This is a genomic window from Acididesulfobacillus acetoxydans (assembly GCF_902729405.1).
Taxonomy (GTDB): domain Bacteria; phylum Bacillota; class Desulfitobacteriia; order Desulfitobacteriales; family Desulfitobacteriaceae; genus Acididesulfobacillus; species Acididesulfobacillus acetoxydans.
The window spans coordinates 499020-524813 of record NZ_LR746496.1 but is presented as its reverse complement, the minus strand read 5'-3'; the positions used below and the strand labels follow the sequence as shown (position 1 = coordinate 524813).

General features: G+C 51.5%; 21 protein-coding genes. 6 read left to right on the top strand and 15 right to left on the bottom strand.

Translation table 11 applies throughout. From position 1 onward, the window contains the following. Positions 1-401: 401 nt before the first annotated feature. The 15 genes from aprA to dnaA form a co-directional block, all read right to left on the bottom strand. Positions 402-2291: an adenylyl-sulfate reductase subunit alpha gene (gene aprA, locus MNU25_RS02230; RefSeq protein WP_240983595.1), complete on the bottom strand. Its 1890-nt coding sequence runs from the start codon at positions 2289-2291 to the stop codon at positions 402-404. A 69-nt stretch (positions 2292-2360) separates the two neighbouring features. After that, positions 2361-2801 (bottom strand): adenylyl-sulfate reductase subunit beta, encoded by a 441-nt coding sequence (aprB, locus tag MNU25_RS02225; protein ID WP_240983594.1) that lies wholly within the window; start codon positions 2799-2801, stop codon positions 2361-2363. An 87-nt stretch (positions 2802-2888) separates the two neighbouring features. Further along, positions 2889-4058, bottom strand: coding sequence for a sulfate adenylyltransferase (gene sat, locus MNU25_RS02220; RefSeq protein WP_240983593.1), 1170 nt, complete (start codon positions 4056-4058; stop codon positions 2889-2891). Positions 4059-4616: 558 nt separating this feature from the next. Continuing rightward, positions 4617-6629 carry a sodium-translocating pyrophosphatase gene (locus MNU25_RS02215; protein ID WP_240983592.1) on the bottom strand — a complete coding sequence of 671 codons (2013 nt, stop codon included), beginning with the start codon at positions 6627-6629 and terminating at the stop codon, positions 4617-4619. A 332-nt stretch (positions 6630-6961) separates the two neighbouring features. After that, on the bottom strand, positions 6962-9028 hold the full coding sequence (locus MNU25_RS02210; RefSeq protein WP_240983591.1) for a heterodisulfide reductase-related iron-sulfur binding cluster: 2067 nt from the start codon (positions 9026-9028) through the stop codon (positions 6962-6964). Between the two features lie 53 nt (positions 9029-9081). Further along, positions 9082-10071 carry an electron transfer flavoprotein subunit alpha/FixB family protein gene (locus MNU25_RS02205; RefSeq protein ID WP_240983590.1) on the bottom strand — a complete coding sequence of 330 codons (990 nt, stop codon included), beginning with the start codon at positions 10069-10071 and terminating at the stop codon, positions 9082-9084. A 20-nt stretch (positions 10072-10091) separates the two neighbouring features. Continuing rightward, positions 10092-10865, bottom strand: coding sequence for an electron transfer flavoprotein subunit beta/FixA family protein (locus tag MNU25_RS02200; protein ID WP_240983589.1), 774 nt, complete (start codon positions 10863-10865; stop codon positions 10092-10094). A gap of 136 nt (positions 10866-11001) precedes the next feature. Then, complete coding sequence (locus tag MNU25_RS02195) at positions 11002-12174, bottom strand: (Fe-S)-binding protein (protein ID WP_240983588.1); 1173 nt, start codon at positions 12172-12174, stop codon at positions 11002-11004. A gap of 27 nt (positions 12175-12201) precedes the next feature. Then, complete coding sequence (locus MNU25_RS02190; RefSeq protein ID WP_240983587.1) at positions 12202-14418, bottom strand: hydrogenase iron-sulfur subunit; 2217 nt, start codon at positions 14416-14418, stop codon at positions 12202-12204. Then, positions 14411-15670 (bottom strand): CoB--CoM heterodisulfide reductase iron-sulfur subunit A family protein, encoded by a 1260-nt coding sequence (locus tag MNU25_RS02185; protein WP_240983586.1) that lies wholly within the window; start codon positions 15668-15670, stop codon positions 14411-14413. The genes MNU25_RS02190 and MNU25_RS02185 overlap by 8 nt, the downstream gene beginning before the upstream one ends. A 487-nt stretch (positions 15671-16157) precedes the next feature. Next, entirely contained in the window at positions 16158-17141 is a 984-nt protein-coding gene (locus MNU25_RS02180; protein ID WP_240983585.1) for a LysR family transcriptional regulator, read from the bottom strand. Positions 17142-17484: 343 nt separating this feature from the next. Further along, positions 17485-17820 carry a DUF370 domain-containing protein gene (locus tag MNU25_RS02175; protein WP_240983584.1) on the bottom strand — a complete coding sequence of 112 codons (336 nt, stop codon included), beginning with the start codon at positions 17818-17820 and terminating at the stop codon, positions 17485-17487. Then, positions 17820-18905, bottom strand: coding sequence for a DNA replication/repair protein RecF (gene recF / locus MNU25_RS02170; protein WP_240983583.1), 1086 nt, complete (start codon positions 18903-18905; stop codon positions 17820-17822). Before recF ends, MNU25_RS02175 begins: the two co-directional genes overlap by 1 nt. Positions 18906-18911: 6 nt before the next feature. Continuing rightward, positions 18912-20018, bottom strand: a complete 1107-nt coding sequence (dnaN, locus tag MNU25_RS02165) for a DNA polymerase III subunit beta (protein WP_240983582.1) — start codon at positions 20016-20018, stop codon at positions 18912-18914. A gap of 168 nt (positions 20019-20186) precedes the next feature. Beyond that, the gene (gene dnaA, locus MNU25_RS02160; RefSeq protein ID WP_240983581.1) at positions 20187-21536 is read right to left on the bottom strand and encodes a chromosomal replication initiator protein DnaA; all 1350 of its coding nucleotides are present in this window, start codon (positions 21534-21536) and stop codon (positions 20187-20189) included. A gap of 423 nt (positions 21537-21959) precedes the next feature. On the opposite strand from dnaA, the gene rpmH reads away from it, so the two are divergent. The 6 genes from rpmH (at position 21960) to mnmE (ending at position 25793) form a co-directional block, all read left to right on the top strand. Further along, positions 21960-22094: a 50S ribosomal protein L34 gene (gene rpmH, locus MNU25_RS02155; protein WP_047831062.1), complete on the top strand. Its 135-nt coding sequence runs from the start codon at positions 21960-21962 to the stop codon at positions 22092-22094. A gap of 140 nt (positions 22095-22234) precedes the next feature. Further along, positions 22235-22576 carry a ribonuclease P protein component gene (gene rnpA, locus MNU25_RS02150; RefSeq protein ID WP_240983580.1) on the top strand — a complete coding sequence of 114 codons (342 nt, stop codon included), beginning with the start codon at positions 22235-22237 and terminating at the stop codon, positions 22574-22576. After that, entirely contained in the window at positions 22573-22779 is a 207-nt protein-coding gene (gene yidD / locus MNU25_RS02145; protein WP_240983579.1) for a membrane protein insertion efficiency factor YidD, read from the top strand. Before rnpA ends, yidD begins: the two co-directional genes overlap by 4 nt. Before the next feature lie 11 nt (positions 22780-22790). Next, complete coding sequence (locus tag MNU25_RS02140; RefSeq protein ID WP_240983578.1) at positions 22791-23444, top strand: YidC/Oxa1 family membrane protein insertase; 654 nt, start codon at positions 22791-22793, stop codon at positions 23442-23444. A 33-nt stretch (positions 23445-23477) separates the two neighbouring features. Further along, a complete protein-coding gene (jag, locus tag MNU25_RS02135; protein WP_240983577.1) occupies positions 23478-24113 on the top strand; it encodes an RNA-binding cell elongation regulator Jag/EloR in 636 nt (211 codons plus the stop codon). Between the two features lie 243 nt (positions 24114-24356). Beyond that, complete coding sequence (mnmE, locus tag MNU25_RS02130) at positions 24357-25793, top strand: tRNA uridine-5-carboxymethylaminomethyl(34) synthesis GTPase MnmE (protein ID WP_240986694.1); 1437 nt, start codon at positions 24357-24359, stop codon at positions 25791-25793. The last annotated feature ends 1 nt before the right edge of the window (position 25794 follow it).

Genomic DNA, 25794 nt, shown 5'->3' with positions numbered 1-25794 from the left:
CCACTCACTCTTCGGGCTGTGCCCATTTTCCGATTCGGACTTCGTCCGTCTTTCTCTTCTGCCCTTATCCGGGCCGCTTCATCAACGATCTTAACCGGTGCTGTCGATCCTGCATCCGAGTTTCAGCCATAACTTTCCGGTCCGTCCCGTACACTCTTCCATTTTCAGTCCTTCGGTCTTATTGTCCCCGGCACGTCGCGCGTTCGCCGCGCCTTTCTGAAGTCATCCTCACCGCGCAGCTATTCTTTGAAAGCTTGCGCTTCGGCGATACTGTCCACAGGACACTGTCGTGATGTTCAGCTTAATCTGAACCAGTTCACTCATATTCTCCCGGTCCCGCGATCGTTTGCCAGGGCGCGGGCCCCGGCCTCAGCCAGGCCCGCGCTCCTCTCGGGATTAACTTACTCGACGCCGAACATATCGATGATCGGACGTTTGAAGACTGACCATTCGCCGGTCTCGCGATCCCACTTCATGTTCACAAAGCAGTGCCAATTTTCCTCGTCCATTTCCGGGAAGTCCGTACGGAAGTAGTAGCCCGGCCAACGGGTCTCCTCGCGGAAGGCAACCGCCCGGACGTGCGATTCGGCCTGCCAAATTCTGTGCTTGTTCTCCCAAACCCGCATCAGTTCGTTGAGGTCCCTAGCTACCAGCTTGGAGGAATCCTCTTTCAGGTAGCCGATGAGTTCCATCGCTTTGTCGAGCGAAGTTTGGTTGAACGAGAAGCTGGCGCTCACGCCGCCGACATATTCGTCCATGATTTTTTGCAGCCGGAACATAAACATCTTCGGGAAGATATAGTTCGGATTGACGTTTTCGTCGGTCGTCAGGCCTTTGTTCTCTTCGAAAAGGGCAAACGGCTTATAGATTTCTTCCTTCAGGCCGGCCACAAGCTTGTCGTCGACATTGGGCTGGGTATTGTGTTCCAGGATGAACTTAACGGCCGACTTACCGGCAATCCGGCCTTCAGTCAGAGACCCTGAAGAGAATTTGTGCGGCGAAGCTCCCGAAGCGTCACCGGCGGCAAACAACCCGGGAACAGTCGTCATGTTGGCGTAACCCCAGAAGTAGTCCGTACCGGCTGACAGATCTTCTGGTCCGGAGACCCAAGCGCCGGACGCGCCGGAATGCGAACCGATAAAGTAAGGTTCAGTCGGCCCGATTTCCGAGGGCTTCTCTTCAGGCTGCACGTTGGTAGCCGCCCAGAGTAAGGCTTGTGAAATCGTCATATCGAGGAAGTCTTCCCAAGCTTCCGCTTCCAGAGTCTTCATTTTCTTTTTGAAAGCTTTCTCATCGCCTTCGTACTGTTTGGCCAAGTTGGCAATCGCCTCTTCTGTCCTCATATAGACAGGTCCTTTGCCGGCGTTGAGGTCCAACATCGTCTGGTAGTTACGCAGGTTGGCCGGGGTGGGTTTGGCCAGGCCGTACTTGCCGTATTTCTCCAGCACATCGTTGTGTGTTTCCATATAGTTTTCGCCGAAAGCGTTGGTAGCCCTGGACTTAAAGAGCAGGAACCAGGCGCCGACAGGTCCGTAAGCATCCTTAAAGCGGATCGGCACGAAGCGAACTTCCTGGGAGGTCATTTCCGCGCCCGCCTTGATCGTGAAATAAGTGGATGAACCTGTCGAGAAAGGAGGATACCAGGAACGGCCCATTCCTTCACCGGTGGAACGCGGTTTGAACACGCCGACCGTGCCGCCCATGGCAGCCAGCACAGCTTTGGCTTTGAACACATAGTATTTGTTCTCGCGGACGCTGAAGCCGACGGCTCCGGCCACCCGGCCATTGTCCAGCAAAGGCTCGGTGATGAAGATCCTCTCGTAAACATTCTCGGCGCCCAAAGCGTTCTTAGCCGCTTCAGCGACAATGACTTTATAGGATTCGCCGTTGATCATCAGCTGCCAACGGCCTTCGTGCACATACTTGCCGTCTTCTCCGCGCCAAATGGGAAGTCCCCACTTTTCGAACAAGTGCACCGAGCTGTCGACGTGGCGGGCGATACTGGCGACCAAGTCGTCCCTGGCGACCCCCATCAGGTCGTATTTCACATATTTAACGTAGTCTTCGACCGTGTTGTCCCCTTCGGTCAGCCCGATATATTCATTGATAGCCGATAGGCCCATCCCGACGGCGCCGGAACGTGTCATGGCGGCTTTATCGACCAGGGTTACTTTAATTCCGTGCTTTTTGGCCCAGTAGGATGCTTCAACCGCAGCACCGCAGGCCGCCATTCCTCCACCCACGATAAGAAGATCTGTGGTCACTTCGACGGTTTCAAAATTCATCGGCATGAAAATTAACCTCCCTATTCATTTCGTTCCCATTTCCGAGTAATCGGCGTAATCGGCCTTCCTGTTCTCTCAGACTCCTTTTTTACTCCACACGGGCGAACCCAGAGAATCCGGCTCTGTAAAGAGCTCGACACCGTTGATGTCGCCGCCCTGTGCGTAACCGCCGTCAGGAACCGCTGTCCCTTCCTCGGTCGTACGAATCGGGAATTTGAAGCGTTTAAGCGTACCGTTACGGAATTTCAACGTCCACATAATACTGTCAGAACCCCGAAGAGGAGTGCAGGACGCGCCCATCGGCACGAAATCGGCGTAGCCGCGCATATCCATAGCTTGTTGCGGGCAGGCTTTCACGCAGCAGAGGCATTCCCAGCAAGCCCAGGGGTCCCGATTGTAGGCTTTCATTCTTTCCTTGTCCAGGGTCATCAAGTCATTCGGGCAAACATACATGCAAGCAGTCTTGTCCTGCCCTTTGCATCCGTCACACTTGTCCGCATAAACAAAACTTGGCATAGCTTTAACCTCCATCATTTATATTTTTAATAAAGAACTTGAGGGTTCTTTCACAATTGCGAGCCCGTTAGCGATCTCTCATTCACCCTACTGCAGACTCTTATAGTAGCGGACCAGTATTTGCAAAACCTCAGCCCGGCTGAATTCGCTTGGAGGAAGTTCTCCGCTGCCCAACATAGCCCGCAGCTTGGTGCCGCTGATGTTCAAGTGATCTTCCGGGCCGTGAGGACAGGTCTTCTCCGTCGTCATACCCTGGCATTTACTGCAGTAGAAAGCCGAAGTCACTTTAATAGGCTGACAAAGCAGTTCTCCCGGCTTGAATTGGTCGAAGAGCTCTTGCGCCTGATAGGAGGTGTAATACGACCCGACTCCCGCGTGGTCGCGGCCCACGAGCAGGTGGCTGCAACCGAAGTTCTGCCGGAAAATGGAGTGCAGGATGGCTTCGCTCGGCCCGGCATAACGCATTTCCATCGGATAGACCCTCATGACAGAAGTCCGGGCGTTGAAGTAATTCTTCAACAAGACCTCGTAGCATTCCAGGCGCACTTCGGCTGGGATGTCACCTTCTTTCAGTTTGCCGACGATCGGGTGGATAAGCAGTCCGTCACAAACCTCATTCCCGATTTTGCACAAGAACTCGTGCGAGCGGTGCAAGGGGTTCCGCGTTTGAAATGCCGCAACGGTCGCCCAGCCCTTCTCATCAAACAGGGCCCTCGTTTGTGCGGGAGTCGCATAGTAAGCGCCGTATTTTACGTCATAGTCCAGCTGGCTGAAGGTCACCACCGGGCCGCCGACGTTCACGTCCCCCTGAGCCTGGACTTTCTGCACCCCGGGGTGCTTCATGTCGTCCGTGAAGAAGACCTCGCGGCATTCCTTGCCTTTGTCATAATCGTATTTTTCACTGACCGTCATTATCCCGACATAAGTGTCGGTTTCATCATCCACCAAAGCCGCTTCCGTCCCGTCTTTCAGGCCGGCAGCCTGCTCTTTCGAGACCGAGAGTGTAATCGGAATCGGCCAAGCGAGTCCGTTGCTCAAGTGCTTTGTACCAACTACACTTTCGTAATCTTGTTTACCCATGAATCCTGTCAGCGGGCTGAAAGCCCCCATTCCAATCATCAGAAGATCAGAAGTTTCTCTGGAAGTCATGCGAATCGCCGGCAACGTTTTTGCTTTGGCCATATAATCGGCCCGTTCCGATTCGGGGAGCAAAACCGGTGTCAGCTTTCCGCCATGCGGGGATACGAGTTTCGACATCATCCAAGCCTCCTTATTCTTACCGTTGGGTCTCCTCTTTCTCACCCCCCCTTCTCTGAAAAATTCGCATGACCCATTCGCAATGCTGCATCGGCGCTTAACCAGGGAAACATATTAAACCCCCGCCATGGCACGATTTTTTGTCCGTCTTCTCTCAATCTCTCCGCAGTTTCAGCCCTTAAATTCACGGACACTTGCTCTAGCCATTGCGATTTTAGGGGTTATGCAGCACACTCAGCCTCTCCGAAGATGAGACGGAAAATATCCGGCTGAAATTCCGACGCAAAGGATTATGATTTCTTTCACATGTGTGGCAACATTCCGGGACTGTCTCTTTACCGACAGAAGTTACCATTTGCACAAATCTATCCAAATCATAACCCCTTCCCCAGCAAAGACTATCACTGAGGATATATTAAGTCAATATTCCTATAATGAATTTATCCAATGGTGAGGAGGTGGTGGGGAAGGGCCGGCGCGGGCCCGCAGGAGCGTGTTTTTCCGGTCCCGCGGATCCGTGCGCCGCAATATTCCCCACTCTGCCCTCATTTCCGCGTCTTAGTGCAAGAACGGCGCGATAATCAGTGAGATAGTCCCCATAACCTTGATCAAAGCATTCAGCGAAGGACCGGAAGTATCTTTGAACGGATCACCCACGGTATCACCGATAACCGCGGCGGCATGGGTGGGAGTTCCTTTCCCGCCCAGATTCCCGGCTTCAATGTACTTCTTGGCGTTATCCCAGGCGCCGCCCGCGTTAGCCATGAAAATAGCCAGCAAGAGCCCTGAAACCGTACCTCCCGCCAAATATCCGCCCATGGCGTCTTTCCCGAGCAGGAATCCCACCAGAATCGGCGTGACGACCGCCAGCAGTCCGGGCACGATCATTTCGCGCAGGGCAGCCTTCGTCGAGATGTCAACACAGGCCCGATAATCCGGTTTGCCGGTTCCTTCCATAATGCCCGGGATCTCCTTAAACTGCCGTCTCACTTCTCCAATCATCTCGAAGGCAGCTTTGCCGACAGCCTGCATAGCGAATGACGAGAACAAGAACGGAACTGCGGCTCCTATAAACACGCCGATGATGGTCTTCGGCACCAAAATGTTGATCGTCCGCAAGTGAGCCAAATCCGCAAAAGCGTTGAACAGTGCCAAAGCCGTCAAAGCGGCTGAGCCGATAGCGAATCCCTTGGCGACAGCGGCCGTGGTATTTCCTACCGAATCGAGCTTGTCGGTCGTTTTACGCACATTGGGCTCGAGTTCTGCCATCTCCGCAATGCCACCCGCATTGTCGGCAACAGGTCCGAAGGAATCGATCGCGACGACCATACCCGCCGTCGACAACATCGCCATAGCAGCCATCGCGATTCCAAAAATGCCGGCCGATGCGAAAGAAACGTAAATGGCCGCACAGATGACCAGCACTGGCAGGGCCGTACTCTTCAGTCCAATAGCCAGACCGGCAATAATGTTGGTCGCCGCGCCTGTCTCCGACGCCTTAGCAATGCTCTGGGCCGGCTTCTTCTGGTTCGAAGTGTAGTATTCGGTCAGGAGTCCGATCAGGACGTTGACGACCAAACCGGCGAGAATAGCGACAAATACGCCGTTCGGGGTTACTGTAACTCCTTGTACTCTTATAGAGGCCGGCAAAAGCCATTGGACGAGTCCGTAGGCCGCAATCGCCGTTAGAATATTGGTACCCCACAATCCCCTGTTGAGAGCCCCTTGAGGATTGGCGTTTTCCCCGGTCCTGACGAAGAACGCGGCAATGATGGTCGCCACCAGTCCGGCCGCTCCAAGGAGCAAAGGCAGCATCACGCCGGGCAGACCCTGACTGATAGTCCGATACGTCGTAAAACCGACCAGCATAGCGGCAATCGTCGAAGCAGCATAGGATTCAAACAAGTCCGCGCCCATTCCGGCGGTATCCCCGACATTATCTCCGACGTTATCCGCAATCGTCGCCGGGTTGCGCGGATCATCTTCCGGAATTCCGGCTTCGACTTTACCCACCAGGTCGGCGCCCACATCCGCGGCTTTTGTATAAATACCCCCGCCGACACGGGCAAAGAGAGCAACTGCGCTGGCGCCAAAGGCAAAGGAATTAATAATTTCAGGGCTTTTGAAGATCAGATAGAGAATCGAAACACCCAATAATCCGAGACCGGCTACGGACAAGCCCATGACCGCACCCCCGCGGAAAGACACGCCCAGAGCCTTATTCAAACTCGTCCGCGCCGCTTCCGTTGTGCGGGTATTGGCCCGGGTGGTGATGCTCATGCCTATATATCCCGCCACCGCGGACAGAAGTGAACCGCACAGGAACGAGACCGCAGTCGGCCACTGCTTACCCCACCAGAGAATAAAGAAAATGACAACCACGATGGGAACCAGAGTACGGTACTCACGATTTAGAAACGCCATGGCCCCCTCTTGAATAGCTTTCGAAATCTCCTGCATTTTGGCATTGCCCGGATTCTTCTTCAGGACCGAGCTGGCAAAATAGACGGCGAAAATCAAGGCGAGTATGCCCGCCCCTACACCCCAGAACGGATACGAACTTAAATGCATCGCTTGGACACCTGCGCTTTCTCAATGTAATAAATATAATAGATTAAGCCACACTGAGCCCCTAGCTGCCAAGGACAGACCGGCGGCCCGAAGGGGGTTTTCTGCTGCACCATCTCCTTTCCGTCTCCCTCATTCGTTTCCTTCTCCTTCGGCATCTCTCCCTTCAGTCAAAAATGTTCGGGAGGAGGGCGCAGGGTCCGCCGCAACCCGGGGGGCACTGCGGACCCGAACCCTTAATACCTGCTCCATGGGGTAAGCAAAGAACAAGATAACTTGCGCCGGCCCCGATTCAATCAGTCCCTCACTTCGGCGCTCGCGCCGCCCGCCCAGTCTTACGCCCTGGCTTGTTCCAGAATTTCCGCAATATCCAGAGCCTTGACTTTTTCCTCGGCTCCTCTCGCGTTAATACCGTCCCCGATCATGGTCAGACAGAAAGGACAAGCCGTGCCGACCAAATCAATCCCGACCGCCAAGGCCTCATCGGTACGCATGACGTTGATGCGTTCTCCTTCTTTTTCCTCCAGCCACATCCGTCCTCCGCCGGCGCCGCAGCAGAAGCTTTTTTCATGGTGATGGGCCATTTCCTTAATCTCAAACCCGACTTCGCGGAGCAAAGTACGGGGCTCTGCGTAGATCTTATTGTATCGTCCCAGATAACAGGAGTCGTGATAGGTAACCGTTTTCCCCGGGGTCGGGTTGAGTTTGAGTTTGCCCGACTTCACCAAATCCGCTAAAAATTCCGTGTGGTGGACCACTTCGAATTCTCCGCCGAACTGAGGATACTCGTTTCGCAAAATGTTGAAGCAGTGCGGACATTGGGTCAGAATTTTCTTGACCCCATAACCTTTCATCACTTCAATATTCTCCGTCGCCAAAGAGTAGAACAAGTATTCATTCCCGAGTTTACGGGCGGAGTCTCCGCAGCATTTCTCAGCATTACCGAGAATGGCAAAATTTACTCCCGCCGCCTGCAGCAGCTTGACCAAAGCCGCCGAAACCTTTTGGTTGCGTGAGTCGAAAGCCCCCGAGCAACCGGGCCAGTAGAGAATTTCTGCCTCCGGGTTCTCTTCATAAGTCGGAACACCCAGACCGGTTAAAAAGTCCGCTCTGCTGGTCCAACCGATGCCCCAGGGGTTGCCGTTGTTTTCCATATTACGAAAGGCCAGCTGAGCCTCGGAGGGAAAACGGCTCTCCATGAGTACCAGGTTCCGGCGCATGTCGATGGTCTTATCCACATGTTCGACGAAAATCGGACACTGTTCCTCACAGGAGCGGCAGGTGGTACAAGCCCAGAGGTCTTCTTCCGGAATGACTTCCCCAATGAGGGCCCGCAAACCCAGAGCCTCTTCAGTGAAGGCCTCTCCGGCCGCGTCTTCGGCTGCGGCCGCGCTTTCGCCGCTGGCCTGAGCCGGAGCGGCAAGTTTCTTCTTGGCCTCCTCAAGAGCACTCCCAGTCTCTTCCATATAGATGCGCATATCTTGAATAACCCGTTTCGGGTTGAGATGCTTCCCGCTTAAATAAGCGGGACAGTTGTCTTGGCAGCGCCCGCAGCGCAAACAAGCATCTGTGTTAAAAAGGGTCTTCCAGGAGAATTCCCGCAGTTTGCTTTTCCCGTAGGTCTCCAGACTTTCGTCTTCAAAGTCGATCAGCTCCGGAATTCCGATAGGGCCGCGCTTGCGGAAAAACTGATTGAGTGGGCCGAGGATAACGTGGAAAAGCTTCGAATACGGAAAGTAGCCGATAAACACCATAGCCAAGAGAAGATGAAACCACCAGAGAAAGCGGTGCAGCCCCAGCAAGGTTCCCTCGCTCAAATTTCCCCTGAGCAAATGGGCGATACCGTCGCCAACAAATCCGTAAGCTGCCCAAGGGTCGTGCACCGCGGCCATCCGCACCCCCTCAATACAGAAACCCGTAAGCAGGATGAGGAAGATGAGCCCCAGCATGAACCCGTCGTCCGGCTTGTTGTCGAGCCGGTCCGGGCGTGTGACGTAACGCCGCCAGGCCGCCATGAGAATCCCGAGGAAGGCCAGAAGACCGAAGAGATTTGCGGTGACCTTAATAAAAATATAAAGGGCGCCGTGAAAAATGTTTAATCCCGCGTCCGCCTGCAAGGCAACCACCACGGTCGCGAAAGCAAGCAGGACGAATCCCCAGAAAATGAAGAAATGCATCCACCCGGGATATTTTTCCTTCAGAATCCGTTTGTGCCCGAAGCCGTAGACGAGGACGTCCTTGATGCCCGCTCCGATGTCCTGCCAACGGTTTTCAGGCTGTCCCAATTTCCAGAGCCGGTAACGCCGGTAAAAACCGTAGACGAAAAAGACCATAGCGATTAAGAAGAGCGGGTAAATCAGGTAATGTCCTTCGATGTTCCAGTAAAGCTGCCGCGTAGCCAATGCTTTCCCTCCTTCCGCCTGAATTAGCCGAGACCGCATCCCCAGGAAACTTCTTAGGCGCTGACAAGTTTCTTGAACTCTTCCGTGAGCAGGGGCACAACCTCAAACAAGTCTCCCACAATACCGTAGCTGGCAACATTAAAAATATTAGCTTCCGGGTCTTTGTTGATCGCGACAATGAATTTTGAGGAGCCCATGCCCGCTAAGTGTTGAATAGCCCCAGAGATCCCGCAGGCTATATAAAGGGTTGGAGAAACTGTTTTACCCGTTTGCCCGACTTGGAATTTTTGTTCGCGCCAGCCGGAGTCCACGGCAGCCCTCGAAGCGCCCACCGCCGCGCCAATCACGTCCGCCAGTTGTTCCAGGATGGTAAAGTTCTCGGGCCCTTTCATTCCTCTGCCCCCGGAGACGATGATGTCCGCCTCGACAAGTTCGGGCCGTTTTGAGGTCGCGAGGGCCACCTCTTTGATAATAGCCCTCAGATCGGCCGGATCCACGGAGACAGTCTCCTTTTCCACTTCCGCCTGGCGTGACTCGTCCGCAGCCGCTATGGCAAAAGTGTTGGGGCGAATGGTGGCGAGGACGGGCCGGGCGGTTGACCCGGTATAAGCGAAAGCTTTTCCGGCGTAGATCGGGCGTTTGAACACGAGGAATTTCTCCGGGTCATGTTCGATGCCTGTGCAGTCCGAAGCGAGTCCCACTCCCAGCCTCTGCGCCAAGCGCGGCGCCAAATCCCTGCCCGTGGCAGAATTGCCCATAAGAAAGGCTTGCGGCTCCCCTTTGCGGATGACTTGGTTCAGAGCCGAGGTATAGGCTCCGGTCGAGTAATTCTTTAATTGTTCATTTTCCACAAGAATGACTTTGTCGGCACCTTGGGCCGCAACCGCCTTCACCAGAGTTTCAACACCCTGTCCCAGGATAACGCCCACCAGCGGCTCCCCGATCTGGTCGGCCAGTTTACGGCCCTCACTCAGTAATTCGAAAGAACTTTTTCTAATCTGGCCGTCTCTTTGCTCGACAAATATCCAAATCCCTTTCGGCATTGTCTATCCTCTCCTTTCTCTTACAGTACTTTAGCTTCTTCATGCAGCAGTCTGACCAGTTCCTGAGCGGCCGCGGCGGGTTCACCGGGGATTTTCTTACCGGCCTGACGGGGTGCGGGTAAGTCATATTTCGAGATCTTCATCTTCGGCTCCAATGCGGAAAGACCGAGGTCCGCCAAAGTCATGGTCTTGAGCTCTTTCTTTTTGGCCTTCATAATGCCGGCCACAGAAGGATAACGGGGTTCGTTGCCGTTGATGCCCTTCTGGGCGGTCAGTACGACCGGCAATTCAACCTCAAGGGTCTCCGTGCCCCCGTCAATTTCGCGTACCGCCGTCACTTTGTTTCCTTCAACCGAAAACTTGAGAACCGTGCTGACCGAAGGCAGGTGAAGTTCTTCCGCCAAGCGCACACAGACTTGGCTGGAACCGTCGTCGATGGCGACCCTGCCCGCCAGGATGATATCATGAGGGATCTTGGAGATGGCCTGAGCCAAGGCCTGGGTGGATACCCACTCGTCGGCATCGTTAAGCGCCGGGTCACTGACCAGGAGTGCCTTATCCGCGCCCATGGCTAAGGCCGTGCGCAGGGCTTCTTGAGCCCTGGCTCCGCCCATACTGACCGCGGTGACGGTCCCGCCGAACTTTTCTTTGAGACGGATCCCTTCTTCAAGGGCAAATTCGTCATAGGGATTGACGATGAGATTGACCCCATTAGGATCAATCCGGCCTTGACTGTCGAACACAATCTTAGCCTCGGTGTCGAATGTTTGCTTGACACACACGACGATGTTCATGCTTTATCCTCCTTAATTTTCCTTTTCTGCCCGGGGGAGGGACGGCGGCAGAGAATCACCGGCTGTCAACCCCCCACAGACGGGAAATGGCAAATTCGGTCCCTTGGCCACGCGCGGAACTTCACACGGCCCGGAGCTATTTCGGGTCCAAAGCCTTGCAGAGCAGTTCCGACATTTCCATGACTTGCAGGACATCTCCCTTTTCCAAACCCGCGCAGGCATCGTCTAACATAATTATACAATAAGGGCAGGCTGTCACCAAGGTGTCAGCTTGTTTTTCGACAGCGCCGGTGATGCGCAATTCCCCAAAACGCTCACCCATCGGCACTTCGGCCCAAATCCTGCCCCCGCCTCCGGCACAGCACAGACTTTTATTCCTGCTGCGATCAAGTTCTACGAACTCCACACCGGGTATTGCCTGAATAAGCTCACGCGGGGGGTCAAAAACCTGATTGTGCCTGCCCAAGTAACATGGGTCATGAAAGGTTACTTTTCTGACTAGCTCTTCAGGAAAGGCAAGTTTGCCTTCCTTGACAAGTTGAGCCAAGACCTCCGAATAATGCATAACCTCGAATTCCCCGCCCAATTCAGGATAATCTTTCTTAAACGCGTAGAGACAATGGGGTGAGGTCGTAATGATCTTTTTGACGCCATTTCTCTTAAATAAATCGATATTCCCTTGTGCCAGTTTCTGGAAGAGTTCCTCGTCCCCAAGCTTGCGTATGGACTCACCGCAGCAATTTTCTTCCGCCGTTAAGACACCGAAGTTCACACCGGCTGCCTTCAGGAGTCTGACAATACTTTTGGCAATCTTTTGGCTGCGTGTGTCATAACAGGAGGTACAGCAGACGAACAGGAGATATTCCGTGTCCTCCGTAAAAGCGGGAATATCCAGGCCGTTTTGCCAAGCCGCCCGCTTTTCCCGCTCCCCGGACCAGGGATTGCCGTTGGCATGCAAGCTGCCGGCAATGGGTCGCAAATGTGCCGGCAAAAAACCGGCTCCAACTGTAGTATTCCGCATAGAGCGGACGTTGTCAATAATTTCGACGTTTCGCGGACAATTAATTTGACACATCCCGCAGGTAACACAGGCAAAGAGAATATTTTCCTCTTCAAAACCCTCTAAACCGAGCTGCCCCAGGCGTTGCATCTTACGAATGTTAAAATTCTCACTGACCTCACCGGGAACCAAGCGCCAAGGACAAAGGTTGGTGCAAAGACCGCACTGCATACACCAACTGAGGGTCTCCGCTCCGGAGGAAGCGATGTAGTCTTTCATCTCCAAAGAGACATTCTTTATTTCATCCATAACCATGCTCCTTTGCTGTTCAAGGACTTAGAACCCTTTGTAGGGGTTTGGACCCAGTTCTTCCAGCCTCTCGGCGAAGCTGTCCAGTATAGCGGGAATCTTGTCATAATCCACAATGGAGACTTCCTCCATCCGTACCCGGTCAGACTCGAGCGACAGCCTGTCAAGGGTTTCCGATACTTTGGACAGCCTGTATTCCGCAAGCTCACTGCCTTTGACAAAATGGCACTGATAATCGTCACCGTGTTTGCAGCCGAGAAGGAGTATCCCATCAATCCCGTTGGAAAGCGTATCGGCTATCCAGACCAGGTTGATTGAACCGAGGCACCTCACCGGGACGATTCGGACCCAGGAATTATAGCGAAGCCCGTTGATACCGGCCATATCGAGGGCAGGGTAAGCGTCATTCTCACAGGCAAAGACCAAGATTCTCGGTTTTTCCTCATCTTCGTCGGGGACTTCGATGGCCTTGATCATAGAGCCAATCATCGGCACGGAATAATTTTTGAAGGAAATGATGCGCTCGGGGCAAGCTCCCATACAGACCCCGCACCTGCGGCAACGGGTCGGGTTTGGCAAAGGATTGGCCTTTTCATCTTCGTTGATGGCGCCAAACGGGCACTCCACCGTGCAACGCTTGCATTGCGTGCATCTTTGCATGGCAAACTCCGGAAAGGAAAGATCCCATACGCGTGGGTGAACAGCCGATCCCTGGTCACTCAATTCCATGCATTGGATGGCTTTCAAGGCCGCACCTGCCGCGTCTTCCACGCAGGAGGCCTCATCCATGGGCGCCCGGACGCTGCCGGCCGCATAAATTCCGGTTCTGCGGGTCTCGTACGGAAAACAAATGAAATTAGAATCTGAAAAACCATACTTCAGGGTCGGTAACTCGGGGCCTTGCCGATAAGCCAAGTTGAGCAGGTTGGATTTTAGGATCACTTCGCTCGCGGCCGCTTTGTCGTCACTCTCAGTCTCGCCTTGAGCCTCAGGATTTTCGCCAAAAGCTGTTGTCGGCACCATTCCTGTCGCCAGCACAACCATGTCTACGCTCTCCGTACTGATTTCCGACTGGGTAAGGACATCTTGTGCCTTGACGATCAGGTTTTTCTCATCATCCTCGTCAATCCCGGTAATGTCTCCCCTGACAAAAATAACACCGTCCTGCTGAACCTTTTTGTACAAGCGCTCATATTCACCGGGTGCGCGCAGGTCTTTATAGAAAATGTAAACCGCCGCTTCGGGATTTTGCTCCTTGAGGTAAGTCGCCTGCTTGAGAGACTCCACACAGCAAACCGCCGAACAATAAGGCAGATGTTCCGGATCGCGAGAGCCTGCACACTGGATAAAGGCAATACTTTGAACTGCCTTGCCGTCCCCGGGACGTACGATTTCTCCTTGGCCGGCCAGCTCTTCTAGTTTCTGAGCGGTAATCACATTGTCGAACTTGCCGTACGCAAGATGGTCCAACTTTGTCGCATCATAAGGAACGGCACCCGTGGCAAGTATGACGGAACCGACTCTCTCCCGCGCGATACCGCTGTCCTGGCGGATGCTGACTTCAAACATTCCCGGCGCGCCTGCGATTTCCTCTATTTCCGCCCCGGTATACACTTTTAGATCCGGATAAAGGGAAAGTTCCTTTATTTTGTTCGCAATGTCAACTTCCTCCGGTTCCGTGTAGGGTGCTTTGCGGGGAGCCAGCCGGTGCAATCCGTTCAGCCAGCCGCCCAGAGCCTGATTCTTTTCCACCAAAACCGTTTTGTATCCGGTCTTCGCCGCTTCCAAAGCAGCCGTAATGCCGGTCAGGCCGCCTCCGACCACAAGGACGGTTTTTACCATGTTCTCTCCGCAAAAAGGCTCCGGCGGTTCGACATGTTTTATTTTGGCCAGACTCATGCGCAGATTGTCTTCGGCCATCATTTGAGTGTCTTCATCATTGGCCGGGTGAGTCCAGGTAACCAGTTCCCTAATGTTCGCTCTTTCCGTAAGGACGGAAGGACCAAAATCAAATACATCGTAATTAACGCGTGATGAACAACCGGCGATGACTACGGAATTGACGCCTTCGTTCTCGAGGTCGTTTTTAATTTGAGCCAGCCCTTCGGAGCCGCAGAAAAATCCGTGCGTCTTGCAGACAGGAACTTTTCCCTCCTTTGCGGCCACCTTAACGAGGGCATCTATATCGAGAGATTCCCCGATTCCACAGCCGGTACAAATATAAACAGCGGTTTTTTTATCCATTGAGCTGCCTCCTCACCGTAGATTGAATGGCCTTGAGCGCGGCCGCCGTGGCATCTTTAACCGAAGATGCGACATCCATGGGTTTCTTGACGCAGCCGGCGCCATAAATCCCGGGTTGCTGTGAATCGGAGGCAATAAAACCATCTTCATCGTAGCTTACAGAAAGCGGAACTTTAGCGTCAAAGGTAGCGGGTACCATTCCGGCCGCCAGAACTACCATATCAACTTTTTGTCTCATGATGTTCCCGGTTAACTGGTCTTCTACCTGAAGTGTAAGATCTTTTGTTGAGGGATCTTCGGAAATCTCACCGACTTTGCCTTTCACCAACGTGATGTCGTCTGCGACCTTGGTGTAGAAATCTTCGTGCTTTCCCATAGCCCTGACATCTATATAAAACATATAGACTTTCGCCGTCGGATTAAGGGCTTTAACATAGGTCGCTTGTTTCAAAGAAGCCATACAGCAAACCGCGGAACAATAGGGCAGATGATTTTCGTCCCGGGAACCGGCGCATTGTATAAAAGCTATGCTTTCCAGCTCTTTGCCGTCGGACGGCCGGAGAAGTTTGCCGCCGGTGGGCCCGTTGGCAGACGCCAGCCTCTCGAAAATCACGTTTGTAACGACGTTTTCGAAACGTCCGTAACCATAATAGTCAATTTTCGCTGCGTCATAAGGTTCCCAACCGGTAGCCCAAACAATGGCGCCAACATTGAGTTTGAAACTTTTTGCCTGCATGTCCAGCTCAATAGCTTGGTACTGACAAGCTTCGAGGCATTTTCCGCATTCGGTACCCAAACAGGCTTTATTGTCGATCACGTATTTCAAGGGAAAGGCAAACTCGTGAGCCTTGAAAATGGCCGGCGTCTTTCCTAAGCCGTAGTTAAATTCGTTTTCCCTTTGCACCGGACAGACTTGCGCACATTTCCCGCAGGCCGTGCAGTTTTCATTGACGTAGCGGGGATTGGCTTTGACCGTCACGGTAAAATCTCCCTCCGCGCCCTCAATCTTTTCCACCTCGGCCAACGTAAAGATTCTGATGCGCGGATTCTGTTTTATTCTCCTGAAATTAATTTCCAGGCCACAGTTTGGGGGACATAATTTCGGAAAGTACTGGTTCATCTGGGCGACTCTTCCCCCGAGATAGGGTCTTTTCTCAACCAGATAAACTTCAATCCCTGCCTCGGAAGCCTCCACAGCCGCTGTAAGTCCGCTGATGCCTCCCCCGACCACTAAAATACTTTTTAATGCCATCCTTTTACCTCCTAAATGCCCGTAGACTCCCGGCTAAGATTGAGCGTCCGTCTAACAGAAACAACCCGAAATTGATACCCCTTATGAGGTATCGAGCCTGGGAAGGACCGATTGTAGATTCACGCCGGGGTAACACTTTTTTATTTGACACATCGCGACTCGCCCCCGCCTGCCAGTAAGGGAATATGATTTCTTTCACATAAACCGGTATTCTACATCTCTTTTTCCAAAAACTTTTTCATTTTCCGGAATGTGCTTATCATCACGAGTCCCTGTAATCCGCGCAGTTTATTTCTGAAATGCACATACCTTAACGGTATAAGGTAAGAGGCAGAAACGGCAGAAACAGGAAAATCACACGTAACAAAAAGCACAAAGCTATTCAGATTATAATCCAATCTAAGAAGAAGACTAGCACTGAGTCTATAGTAAGTCAACGTTCGTACTATCAATTTATCATATGGCAGTCAAATATGACGGGCCCGGTTTAGCTCATAATTTGCACGATTTTGGAACCGGCCGCGGCCATATCGTCTTCGGAGTAGCTGCTGGTCAGCACTTTGGCCAGCAATTTCTGGTTATGCAGGAAGTCGATAAAATAACGTTCGTCTTGGCTTTGGGTAAACTGGGTGTTTTTTTCCAAAGTAAGAATATTTAAAGGCCGCCAAAGCGGAAAATCTTCGATACGCAGAGCCTTAAAAATTCGCTGCTCACATTCTTTACGCACAGTCAAATAAGAAATGACCGTGATGCCTAAGCCGGCAGAGACTACCTGTTTAATAGCCTGGGTGCTGCCGAGTTCCATGGAAATATTGAGAAGACCGGGATCCAGTCCCAACTCTTTCAGGTAGTTCTCAGTAACCTTACGCGTCCCGGAGCCGACTTCCCTCGTAATGAAGCGTTCCTTGGAGAGCTCAGCCAGGCTTATAGAGTCCCTTTCTGCCCACGGATGATGAAAAGGAACGACGACCACTAACTCGTCGCGCCAAAAACTTTCGATCTTGAGCAGGCGGTTCGGAGAAACCGGACCTTCGATTAAGCCGACGTGGATTTTGCGGTCCAATATACCCTGACTGATTGTCTCCGTATTGGCAATCACTGTCTTAAAATTGATATCGGGCCACTGCTTATAGAGATAAACTAAAATTTGGGGCATGATATATTCACCGATGGTAAGTGTCGCGCCGAGATTTACATAGCGCCGTTTATCTTCGGAAAGCAGGGTCACTTTCTGCTGGATTTCTTCCATAACCTCCAGGATACTGCAAACATACTGATAAAAGACATGACCGGCACGGGTTAAGGAAACCCCTCTGTTCGTTCTGTCCAGAAAGCGGGCCCCAAACTGCTCCTCAAGGCTCTGAATCTGCAGGCTGATACTTGATTGGCTCATATGCATCTTTTTCGCCGCCAGAGTAATGTTTTTGCAGTCGGCAACTGTCTTAAAAACCTCAAGTTTCTGTTCAAACACACCTGCCAACCCCCTTTAAACGCAAAAATAGCAGCCACTGCCTTCAGCGTCTACTACACCCCCCTTCCAGTCCTCTTTTCCCGTTTCGGACACGGTACGCCAACGTGGAAAATTCAATCGGAACCATTTAAAATTATAATGTCCTCTTTCTCCTGAAAAATGGTTTCCTCCTTGAAGTGGAACAATTTGGAATAGTTAGTTTAGAAATTTTTCTCAATTACTTTATTTCCAGTATATATTTAGACCCGGCATAAGTCAACCCGTATTTGTACATCCGGATTTCAGCTCTTTTTTATGCCTATTTACGGCTGCCGGCCGCGTTTACGGAGCGTTTTCCTTGAATTTAGTAATTTTCCCTGACTCCGTTAACTTCCTCGATTTCTTCAAAAAAAGACGAGCGTTTTAAAAGAGTTCTAGTAGAAATTGGCGAAAAATAATGTCCGTCGGTAGTAATTATAAGAGATTTTTGCTTACCGCTCTCACTTATATCATTTACAAAGTCCATAAATTCTTCTTTTAGGGAATTAACAGCTTCATCTTCTCCTTCTTCTGAATCCGTGATTTGACTTCTTTTGAAAAAGCGTCCCGCTTCATTTTCCGCCTTGGCGGTATCAAGATCGAGAATAGCAACGATTTTTTTTTGATCGACAACCGTATCTCCACCTAAGTGTAAATACATTATACTTTCCTCCTAATTTTTCCTTCTTCGACATAAAAAACCGCGGAATTACCCGGGAATTTTTCTCCGTTTGTCATAGTCAAAAGGGTTTGAATGTTGGCAGTGCGGATAAAAGAAAGCAAGAATTCCTGCCTCTCTTTATCCAGTTCGGAGAGAACATCATCAAGCAAGAGCAGAGGATATTCGGACTTAAGATCCTTAATCAGCCGCATTTGGGCCAGCTTCAGGCTGAGAACTATTGAACGCTGCTGTCCCTGGGAAGCATAGAGCCTGGCCGGTTTATCCCCGAGCCGGAAATACAGGTCATCTCGGTGGGGTCCCAGGAAGGAAATACGACGTTCTATTTCTTCGGATTGTTTGTCTTGCAAAAAGGACGGAAACAAGGCAATTGCTTCTCTGGCATCATTTTTACCCAGACTGCGGTAAAGCATTCCGAATCTTTCGCGCCGTCCCGATATTTCAGAGTAAATCTCCGCGGTGCATTGAGCCAGGGGTTCTACGAGTTCCATTCGGTTGGCAATGATTTTGCAGCCAAAATTGACCAATTGTTCGTTCCACAGCGAAATTTGTTGTTGTTTGTCTCGAAGGGTAAGGTTTGTTTTCAGGAGTGCGTTTTTCTGTTGCAGCGCTTTGTTATAGGAATTTAGAATGGCAATGTGGCGCGGCTGAATTTGCGCTATATGCTGGTCCAGAAATTTTCTGCGTTCTGAGGGTCCTCCTTTGACTAAGGTTAAATCGTCGGGTGCAAAGGAAACGGCATTGACGGTACCAAGATACTCCGAGAGTTTACGGACGGGAGAACCGTTAACCTTCATAACCTTACGCCGGCCTTGGGAGTAAGCTTCGATATGTATGTTTCTTTCTCCTAAAGCAAATTCACCTTCTAAATGAAAATAACGTTCACCCCAGCGAATTAGCTCGCCCTCCCGGTATGAACGCCCGTGCAGGAGATAATAAATTCCCTCCAGCAAATTAGTTTTGCCTTGGCCGTTAAAACCGGCGAAAACACTGGTTCCGGGCGGAAACTCAAGATCGACGGCTATGTAGTTGCGGAAATTTCTTAAGGCTAAATAGTTTATGCGCATAGGCTGTCAGTTAGTACGCACGGGCAGGAGAAGGTAGAGGTAATTCTCGTCTGCCGGGGTACGGATGATGGCGGCGCTCTGGGGACCGGAGAGTTCAAAACGCATTTGGTCGGACGGAAGTACGCGCAGAACATCCAAAATAAACCTTGAATTGAAAGAAATGGTGATGTCCGCGCCTTCTTTTTCAATAGACAATTGCTCGGAGATTTTGCCTATATCGGTTGTATGTTCTATTTTGAGGAGATCGCCGCTTATTTCCAAGCGAACAAGACTTACCCCTGCCGAACTCTCCCTGGCCAAAAGTGAAGCTCTTTCCACTGATTCCATAAGATCCTTGACCAAAAGGCGGATCTTTGTTCGGCAAGAACTGGGAATAACTTGTTTATAGTTGGGAAATTGCCCCTCTATTAAGCGCGTGAGCAGGTGAACGGCTCCAAATTGGAAGGAGACGTGGGAACCCGTAAAGCGTACTGTTATGGAGTCGTCATCATCTTTAAGGAGGCGATAGATCTCGGACATAGTCTTGGACGGAACAATGCCGGAAAAATCGAGCCCGTTCGGGTTATCGATTCCGGACTGGCTGTAGGCCAGACGATGGGTATCTGTGGCGATCAGGCGCAGGACCGAACCCTCCATTTCCAGGAGCAAACCTTTGAAAATGGGTCGGCTTTCTTCCTGTGCGGCTGCAATGAGGGTTTCGCGGATCATGGTTTTGAAGGATTCAGAAGGTAGGGAGAAAGAAACGGGGTCCAAGAGATCGGGAAGAAGCGGAAATTGCTCAGGGTCATAACCCTTAAGAAATATTTGGGATTGGTAGTATTCGAGATTGGCGGATTCTGCTTGACTCTCAAGGGTAATCTGGGTATCCGGCAGTTTGCGCACGATGTCTGAGAAAAGCTTAGCGGGAAGAAGGAGCGTACCCTCTGTTTCTGTTTCGGCGGGTACTTCACAACGGATTCCGATTTCCATGTCGGTAGCCAGGAATATTAATTTGCCCGCTTCGGCCCGGAGGAAGATACTTTGAAGGTCAGGTTCGACATTTTTGCCGGATACGGCTTTTTGAACGGTATTGACTCCGGTGAGAAGTGCGTCCTTAGAGCAGTGAGTTTTCATGGGGATCCTCCCTCGCAAGTTTTGGGGATAAACATTAATAATAAGATCTTAGTTAGTCGCAGAAGTCGTCTGCGGAGTTAGTTTGTGGATAGGTGGTCAAAGGGAGCTTGGCGTTGGAATGAGGGCTGTTGAAAAGTCTGTGGATAGGGGCGGGTCAGCCGGGGAGTTTTAACAGAGAGCTTGAATGCGGCTGATAATTTCGGAGAGTTTCTTTTCGAACTGGGGGTCGTTATCAAGTATTTCCTGAATCTTTTCGTGAGCATGGATTACGGTCGTGTGATCGCGGCCGCCAAATTCCTCGCCGATTTTGGGCAGGGAGCAATCAGTCATTTTGCGGGACAAATACATGGCGATTTGGCGGGGAAAAGCTACGGAGCGGGTGCGTTTTTTGGCCTTGAAGTCGCTCAAAGAGAGATGATAATATTCGGCGACGGCTTGTTGAATGGTGCATATTTCGACCTGTTTGGGGTCTTGTGCCGGGAGGATATCCTTGAGGGTCTCAGCGGCAAGTTCCTGTGTGATTGGGACGGAGTTGAGGGAGGCGACGGCCATGACCCGGATGAGTGCCCCTTCGAGTTCGCGAATGTTGGATTGGACTTTGTCCGCTATGTAGACAGTCACTTCGTTGGGGACTTGAAGGTTTTCAATCTTGGCCTTCTTGCGCAGAATGGCGATGCGGGTTTCCAGGTCCGGAGGCTGTATATCTGTGATGAGGCCCCATTCGAAACGGGAACGGAGGCGATCTTCCAGGGTAGGAATTTCTTTGGGCGGGCGGTCTGAGGAAATAATAATTTGCTTATTGGCATCGTAAAGGGCATTGAAAGTATGAAAGAACTCTTCCTGAGTGCCTTCTTTACCGGCCAGAAATTGGATGTCGTCGATTAAAAGGATATCGACATTCCTGTAATGGTTGCGGAACTCTATTTGTTTCTTTTCCCGAATGGCATCGATCATTTCATTGGTGAATTTTTCGCTCGAAACATAGAGGATCCTGGTCTGCGCTAAGCGGTCGACGACATAGTTGCCTATGGCGTGCATAAGGTGTGTTTTGCCCAACCCGACTCCGCCATAAATGAAAAGGGGGTTATAGGATTTGGACGGCGATTCGGCGACTGCGAGCGAGGCGGCGTGGGCAAAACGATTGCTGTTGCCGATGACAAAGGTGTCGAACGAGTATTTGGGGTTTAGGTGTGAGCGAAAGGGGTGGGGTTGCCCGGGGGGAACGGGGTCGGCTGGATGAGTTTCCGTAAAGCCGTTCGGAACGGGGATGATAAAGCGAAGCCCGATAGGGCGGCCGATTAAAGGTTGAATGGCAGAGCGGATTAACGGCGCGTAACGGGTTTCCAACCAATCTTTGGTAAACTCGTTGGGTACGCTTATGATTAGCTCGTCGTCTTGGATATCCAGTAGTCGGGTGGAACTGAGCCAGGTTTCAAAACTGGGTTTAGATAATTCGGCTTGAAGTTTCGTGAGGGTCTCAAGCCAAATTGTATCGAGCGAGGCGGCAATGGGCGGCATGAAGGAAAACCTCCCTTAAGTATTGAAGGATTCGACAAAAAAAAGTTATACACAAATTATACACATTTGTGGATAACTGAATAAAAATCTCCCTGTGGATAACTACGGGGCGGAAAGGCGCATGCAGTGAAGAGTATGTTGATATCATATCAAGTTTTGCCAGAGTTATCAACATGAAGCTGGACGAGCGGAAAAAATTATTCACAGTTTGGGAGGGTTGGCTTAGTGTGTGCGGCCCGGCGGCGCTTCCCTTGCTTTGTTCTGCGACGCGTTTGAGGTATCGGGATCTCTGTTCGCATAGTCACGTTGAGCGAGGTATGGCCGTCGAGGGCGGATGGTTGCTCCCTTGACACTGAAAAAGACCTTAGAGTATAATCGGTGAAGAGTGTCCAGTTGTCCGGCTTGAAGGAGGTGTCATGGTCTATGAAAAGAACTTACCAACCGAAAAATCGGCGCCACAAGAGAGTGCACGGTTTTCTCAGCAGAATGAGCACGCCTAACGGAAGAAATGTGATTAAGCGGAGGCGGTTGAAAGGACGAAAGAAACTCGCAGTTTAAGGCCGCGTTGCGTGGCCTTTTTTGGCTGAGAAGACAGCGAAAAACTGGGCTTGTGCGGGGGTTGAATGACTCCGCTGCGGTTTAAAAGTCGTCGGCTCGAGTTAGAATAGGGGATACGGAACGGTTAAGCTGGAGGCCTTATGCTGCAGAGAAAATGGCGTTTACGTAAGAAGTCTGAGTACAAGGCTGTATTCGGGGCCAAGAAGAGTGTTGCGTCTAAATATGTCGTCTTGTATTGTGGCCGGGGAAAGCAGAAATACGGATTCATCGCTTCAAAGAAGGTAGGAAATGCTGTTCAGAGAAACAGGGCGAAACGTCTGATGAGGGAGGTTGTCAGGCGTCATTGGCGCGATTTGGCCGAAGATCGGCAGGTTATTTGTATTGCTCGCCCCTTTTTAAAAGGGATCTCTTACTTTGAGGTCGAAAGGTCAATGGTGCATGCGATGAGGAAGAGCGGGGCTTTGAAGAGGGAAAGGTTATGAAAAGAGTATTGATCGCGTTAATCCGATTTTATCAAAAATTTGTATCGCCGTTGAAGCCCCCGTCCTGTCGTTTCTATCCGAGTTGTTCGGAATATTCGGTTCAGGCCCTGCAGAAGTATGGGCTGGTCAAAGGTGGCTGGAAGTCGCTGGTGCGGATTTCGAAGTGCCACCCCTTTCACCCGGGGGGATATGATCCAGTTTAAGGAGGGGTCTTGTGGGTATCGTTGTGCAATGGATGACAAGTTTCTTGGAAGTATTGTACAGGCTGGCTGCTGCGGTTGGTCTGCCTTATTACGGTGTCGCCATTATTTTATTGACGATCATTATTAAGACGATCATTTACCCGTTGACATGGAAACAGATGGCTTCGATGCGGAAGATGGCCGACTTACAGCCGAAGGTAAAAGAAATTCAAAAAAAATATAAAGACGATGCCCAAAAGGCCCAGGCAGCGGTCATGGAATTGTACAAGGAACAGAATGTCAATCCGATGAGCGGCTGCTTACCTCTTATTATTCAACTGCCTATTTTCTGGTCGCTTTACAGCGCGTTGCTGCATTTTCCGTATGGTAATTCCGGCAGCGCGCACTTTATCTGGTTTAATTTGACCCAGAAAGACCCTTATTTCATCTTACCTGTGTTGGCTGCCGCAACAACCTTTTTGCAGACGAGGATTTCAAGTCCCACCGCGGCGACGGATCCGACTCAGAAAGTGATGCTCTATTTTATGCCTTTAATGTTTGGTTATATTAGTGCTACCGTGCCGTCTGGTTTGGCCTTGTATTGGGTGACGATGAATTTCGTTTCGGTCCTTCAACAACTGTACATTAACCGGAGATTAGCCCGGGGCAAGGCGAATGAGGCTTGACGGTTTGATAGGAAACGGGGAGGACTGTGTGGCATGAAGGTTACGGAAAAGACCGGGAAGACCGTTGAGGATGCTGTGACTGCCGGCCTGATCGAACTTGGAGTCGAGAGGGAAAAGGCGGTCATTGAAGTTTTGGAAGAGCCGGTAAAGAAGGGCTTGTTTGGTTTGTTGGGAACGACGGCCGCGCGAGTGCGGATATCCTATGAGGACGACCCCGGGGAAATGGCGCTTGATTTTATTCGCAGCGTCTGTAAAGTGATGGATGTTCAGGCCGTTTGCGGTGTGGAGAGAAGAGGGGAGTTTTGGTCAGTAAATGTATCGGGATCGGAGTTGGGAATACTGATCGGGCGTCGGGGGGAAACTTTAGAAGCGCTTCAGTACTTAACGAATCTGGCGGTGGCGAAACGAGTCGGCGAACGAATACGGATTGTTGTGGATGTGGAGGGATATCGGCTGCGGCGGGAAGAGACCCTGATACGCTTAGCGAAGAGACTTTCGGAGAAGGTTAAACGAACCGGTTCGCGGGTTGTATTGGAGCCTATGAATCCGCATGAAAGGCGTATTATTCATACGGCGCTGCAGGATGAAAGCAGGATAAGCACTTTTAGCGAAGGAGATGAACCGAACAGGCGCGTGGTAATATCTCTGAGGCGTGGCCGCGAGTTTTGACTGAGGGGAAAGAGACCGGTCGGGTATTTAGGGATCGGTTGAATTAAGACGGGCGGAAGTTTTCTTATTTTGCGGAAAGCGTGATCAGGCGAAAGGAAGCCTTATAGTGAGAAAAGAACGTTTTTAGCAGTACGGCGCAAAAAAAAGGTTTGCGTCGCCGCCTTAAGTGGAAAACCCGGCGCTGCCGGGTTTTTTGGCTAGATGGCTTTTTGTAAAACGGAGATGGGTCGATTGAGCGTTGAAATGGGATTAGAGGATACGATTGTCGCCTTAGCCACGGCTTTGGGAGTTGGCGGGGTTCACATTGTTCGTTTGAGCGGGGATAGGGCGGGAGAAATCATAGAGAAGTGTTTTGAGCCGGTCAACTCCGAGCGTTGGCGGGTTGGGGGAAATTATACCCTGCATTTAGGATGGTTTAAAGAAGGCGGGGTGGCCATTGATCAGGTCTTGATCGGAAAAATGCTGAGTCCGGCTTCGTATACGGGAGAAGATGTCTACGAGGTCAACTGTCACGGGGGAGTGCACGTGGCCCTGCGGATTCTTCGGGCGTGTTTGCGTTTGGGTGCGAGAGAGGCGGAAGCGGGGGAGTTTACTAAGCGGGCTTTTCTGAGAGGGAAACTGGATTTAGCGCAAGCAGAAGCTGTTGTCGATGTGATCGCGGCGCGGACGGATAGTGCGGGGGAGTTGGCAACCAGTCAGTTGGCTGGGGTACTTTCGCGGGATGTGCAAAGTTTGCGTGAATTTATTTTGGAGACACTTGCTTTTTTAGAGGCGGGAATCGATTTTCCGGAGGATGAAGTGGAAGCGCTCGACCGGGCCGAACTGAAAAGGCGGTTAATGAAGTCTAAAGAGAAAGCGGAAGCTATTCTGGAAGGGAGCGGCACAGGGAAGATTTTGCGCGAGGGTCTCATAACCGTAATTTGCGGCCGTCCTAACGCCGGAAAATCGAGCTTGATGAACGCTTTACTCAAGGAAGAGAGGGCGATAGTCACAGATCTGCCCGGCACGACAAGAGACGAAATTCGTGAGTCCGCGAGTTTGGGTGGGGTGCTTTTGCATTTAGTGGATACGGCCGGTTTGAGGCAAGGTGAGGGCGAGGCGGAAAGATTGGGCATTGAGCGGGCTTGGCAAGCTTTGGCAAGAGCGGACCTTATTCTGCTGGTGACGGTCGCCGGTGAGGCTCCGGCTGAAGAAGAGCGGAAGGTTATGTCGCTTTATGGGGATCGTGTCGTCGTGCTGCGGAATAAGACGGATCTCTTGCCCGGCCGGCGGAATTCCGGTGTTTGGGGTGGGGCTACCGGGGAAAACGACGATATCGACGAGCCTTTTCGGCTGAGCAGGGTTGGCGGGGATCGGAAGGAGAGAAGGGTTTGCTTGAACTTCTCTGTTCGCGAAGGATATGGGTTTGATGACTTGGAGCGGGAAATAAAGCGGCGGGTGTATGGCGCGGAGTTGTCGGACCGGCGGCCTGTCCTGTCGAATGTCCGCCATATTACGGCCATGGAGAGGTGCCGGGAGAGCTTAGTAAAAGCTTTGGCGGCGGTTGATGCGGGTTATCCTTGGGACATTGTGACGGTCGACCTAAGGGAGAGCTTGAGGCAGGTTTCATCGGTTACGGGGGACTCTGTCGATGAAACTCTGATTAATGATATCTTTAACCGATTTTGTATTGGAAAGTAGG

Coding starts and splice junctions, on each gene's coding strand:
- aprA (WP_240983595.1), bottom strand. CDS start 2,291: ATGCCGATGAATTTTGAAACCGTCGAAGTGACCACAGATCTTCTTATC.
- aprB (WP_240983594.1), bottom strand. CDS start 2,801: ATGCCAAGTTTTGTTTATGCGGACAAGTGTGACGGATGCAAAGGGCAG.
- sat (WP_240983593.1), bottom strand. CDS start 4,058: ATGTCGAAACTCGTATCCCCGCATGGCGGAAAGCTGACACCGGTTTTG.
- MNU25_RS02215 (WP_240983592.1), bottom strand. CDS start 6,629: ATGCATTTAAGTTCGTATCCGTTCTGGGGTGTAGGGGCGGGCATACTC.
- MNU25_RS02205 (WP_240983590.1), bottom strand. CDS start 10,071: ATGCCGAAAGGGATTTGGATATTTGTCGAGCAAAGAGACGGCCAGATT.
- MNU25_RS02200 (WP_240983589.1), bottom strand. CDS start 10,865: ATGAACATCGTCGTGTGTGTCAAGCAAACATTCGACACCGAGGCTAAG.
- MNU25_RS02195 (WP_240983588.1), bottom strand. CDS start 12,174: ATGGATGAAATAAAGAATGTCTCTTTGGAGATGAAAGACTACATCGCT.
- MNU25_RS02190 (WP_240983587.1), bottom strand. CDS start 14,418: ATGGATAAAAAAACCGCTGTTTATATTTGTACCGGCTGTGGAATCGGG.
- MNU25_RS02185 (WP_240983586.1), bottom strand. CDS start 15,670: ATGGCATTAAAAAGTATTTTAGTGGTCGGGGGAGGCATCAGCGGACTT.
- MNU25_RS02175 (WP_240983584.1), bottom strand. CDS start 17,820: ATGTATTTACACTTAGGTGGAGATACGGTTGTCGATCAAAAAAAAATC.
- recF (WP_240983583.1), bottom strand. CDS start 18,905: ATGCGCATAAACTATTTAGCCTTAAGAAATTTCCGCAACTACATAGCC.
- dnaN (WP_240983582.1), bottom strand. CDS start 20,018: ATGAAAACTCACTGCTCTAAGGACGCACTTCTCACCGGAGTCAATACC.
- dnaA (WP_240983581.1), bottom strand. CDS start 21,536: ATGCCGCCCATTGCCGCCTCGCTCGATACAATTTGGCTTGAGACCCTC.
- rpmH (WP_047831062.1), top strand. CDS start 21,960: ATGAAAAGAACTTACCAACCGAAAAATCGGCGCCACAAGAGAGTGCAC.
- rnpA (WP_240983580.1), top strand. CDS start 22,235: ATGCTGCAGAGAAAATGGCGTTTACGTAAGAAGTCTGAGTACAAGGCT.
- yidD (WP_240983579.1), top strand. CDS start 22,573: ATGAAAAGAGTATTGATCGCGTTAATCCGATTTTATCAAAAATTTGTA.
- jag (WP_240983577.1), top strand. CDS start 23,478: ATGAAGGTTACGGAAAAGACCGGGAAGACCGTTGAGGATGCTGTGACT.
- mnmE (WP_240986694.1), top strand. CDS start 24,357: ATGGGATTAGAGGATACGATTGTCGCCTTAGCCACGGCTTTGGGAGTT.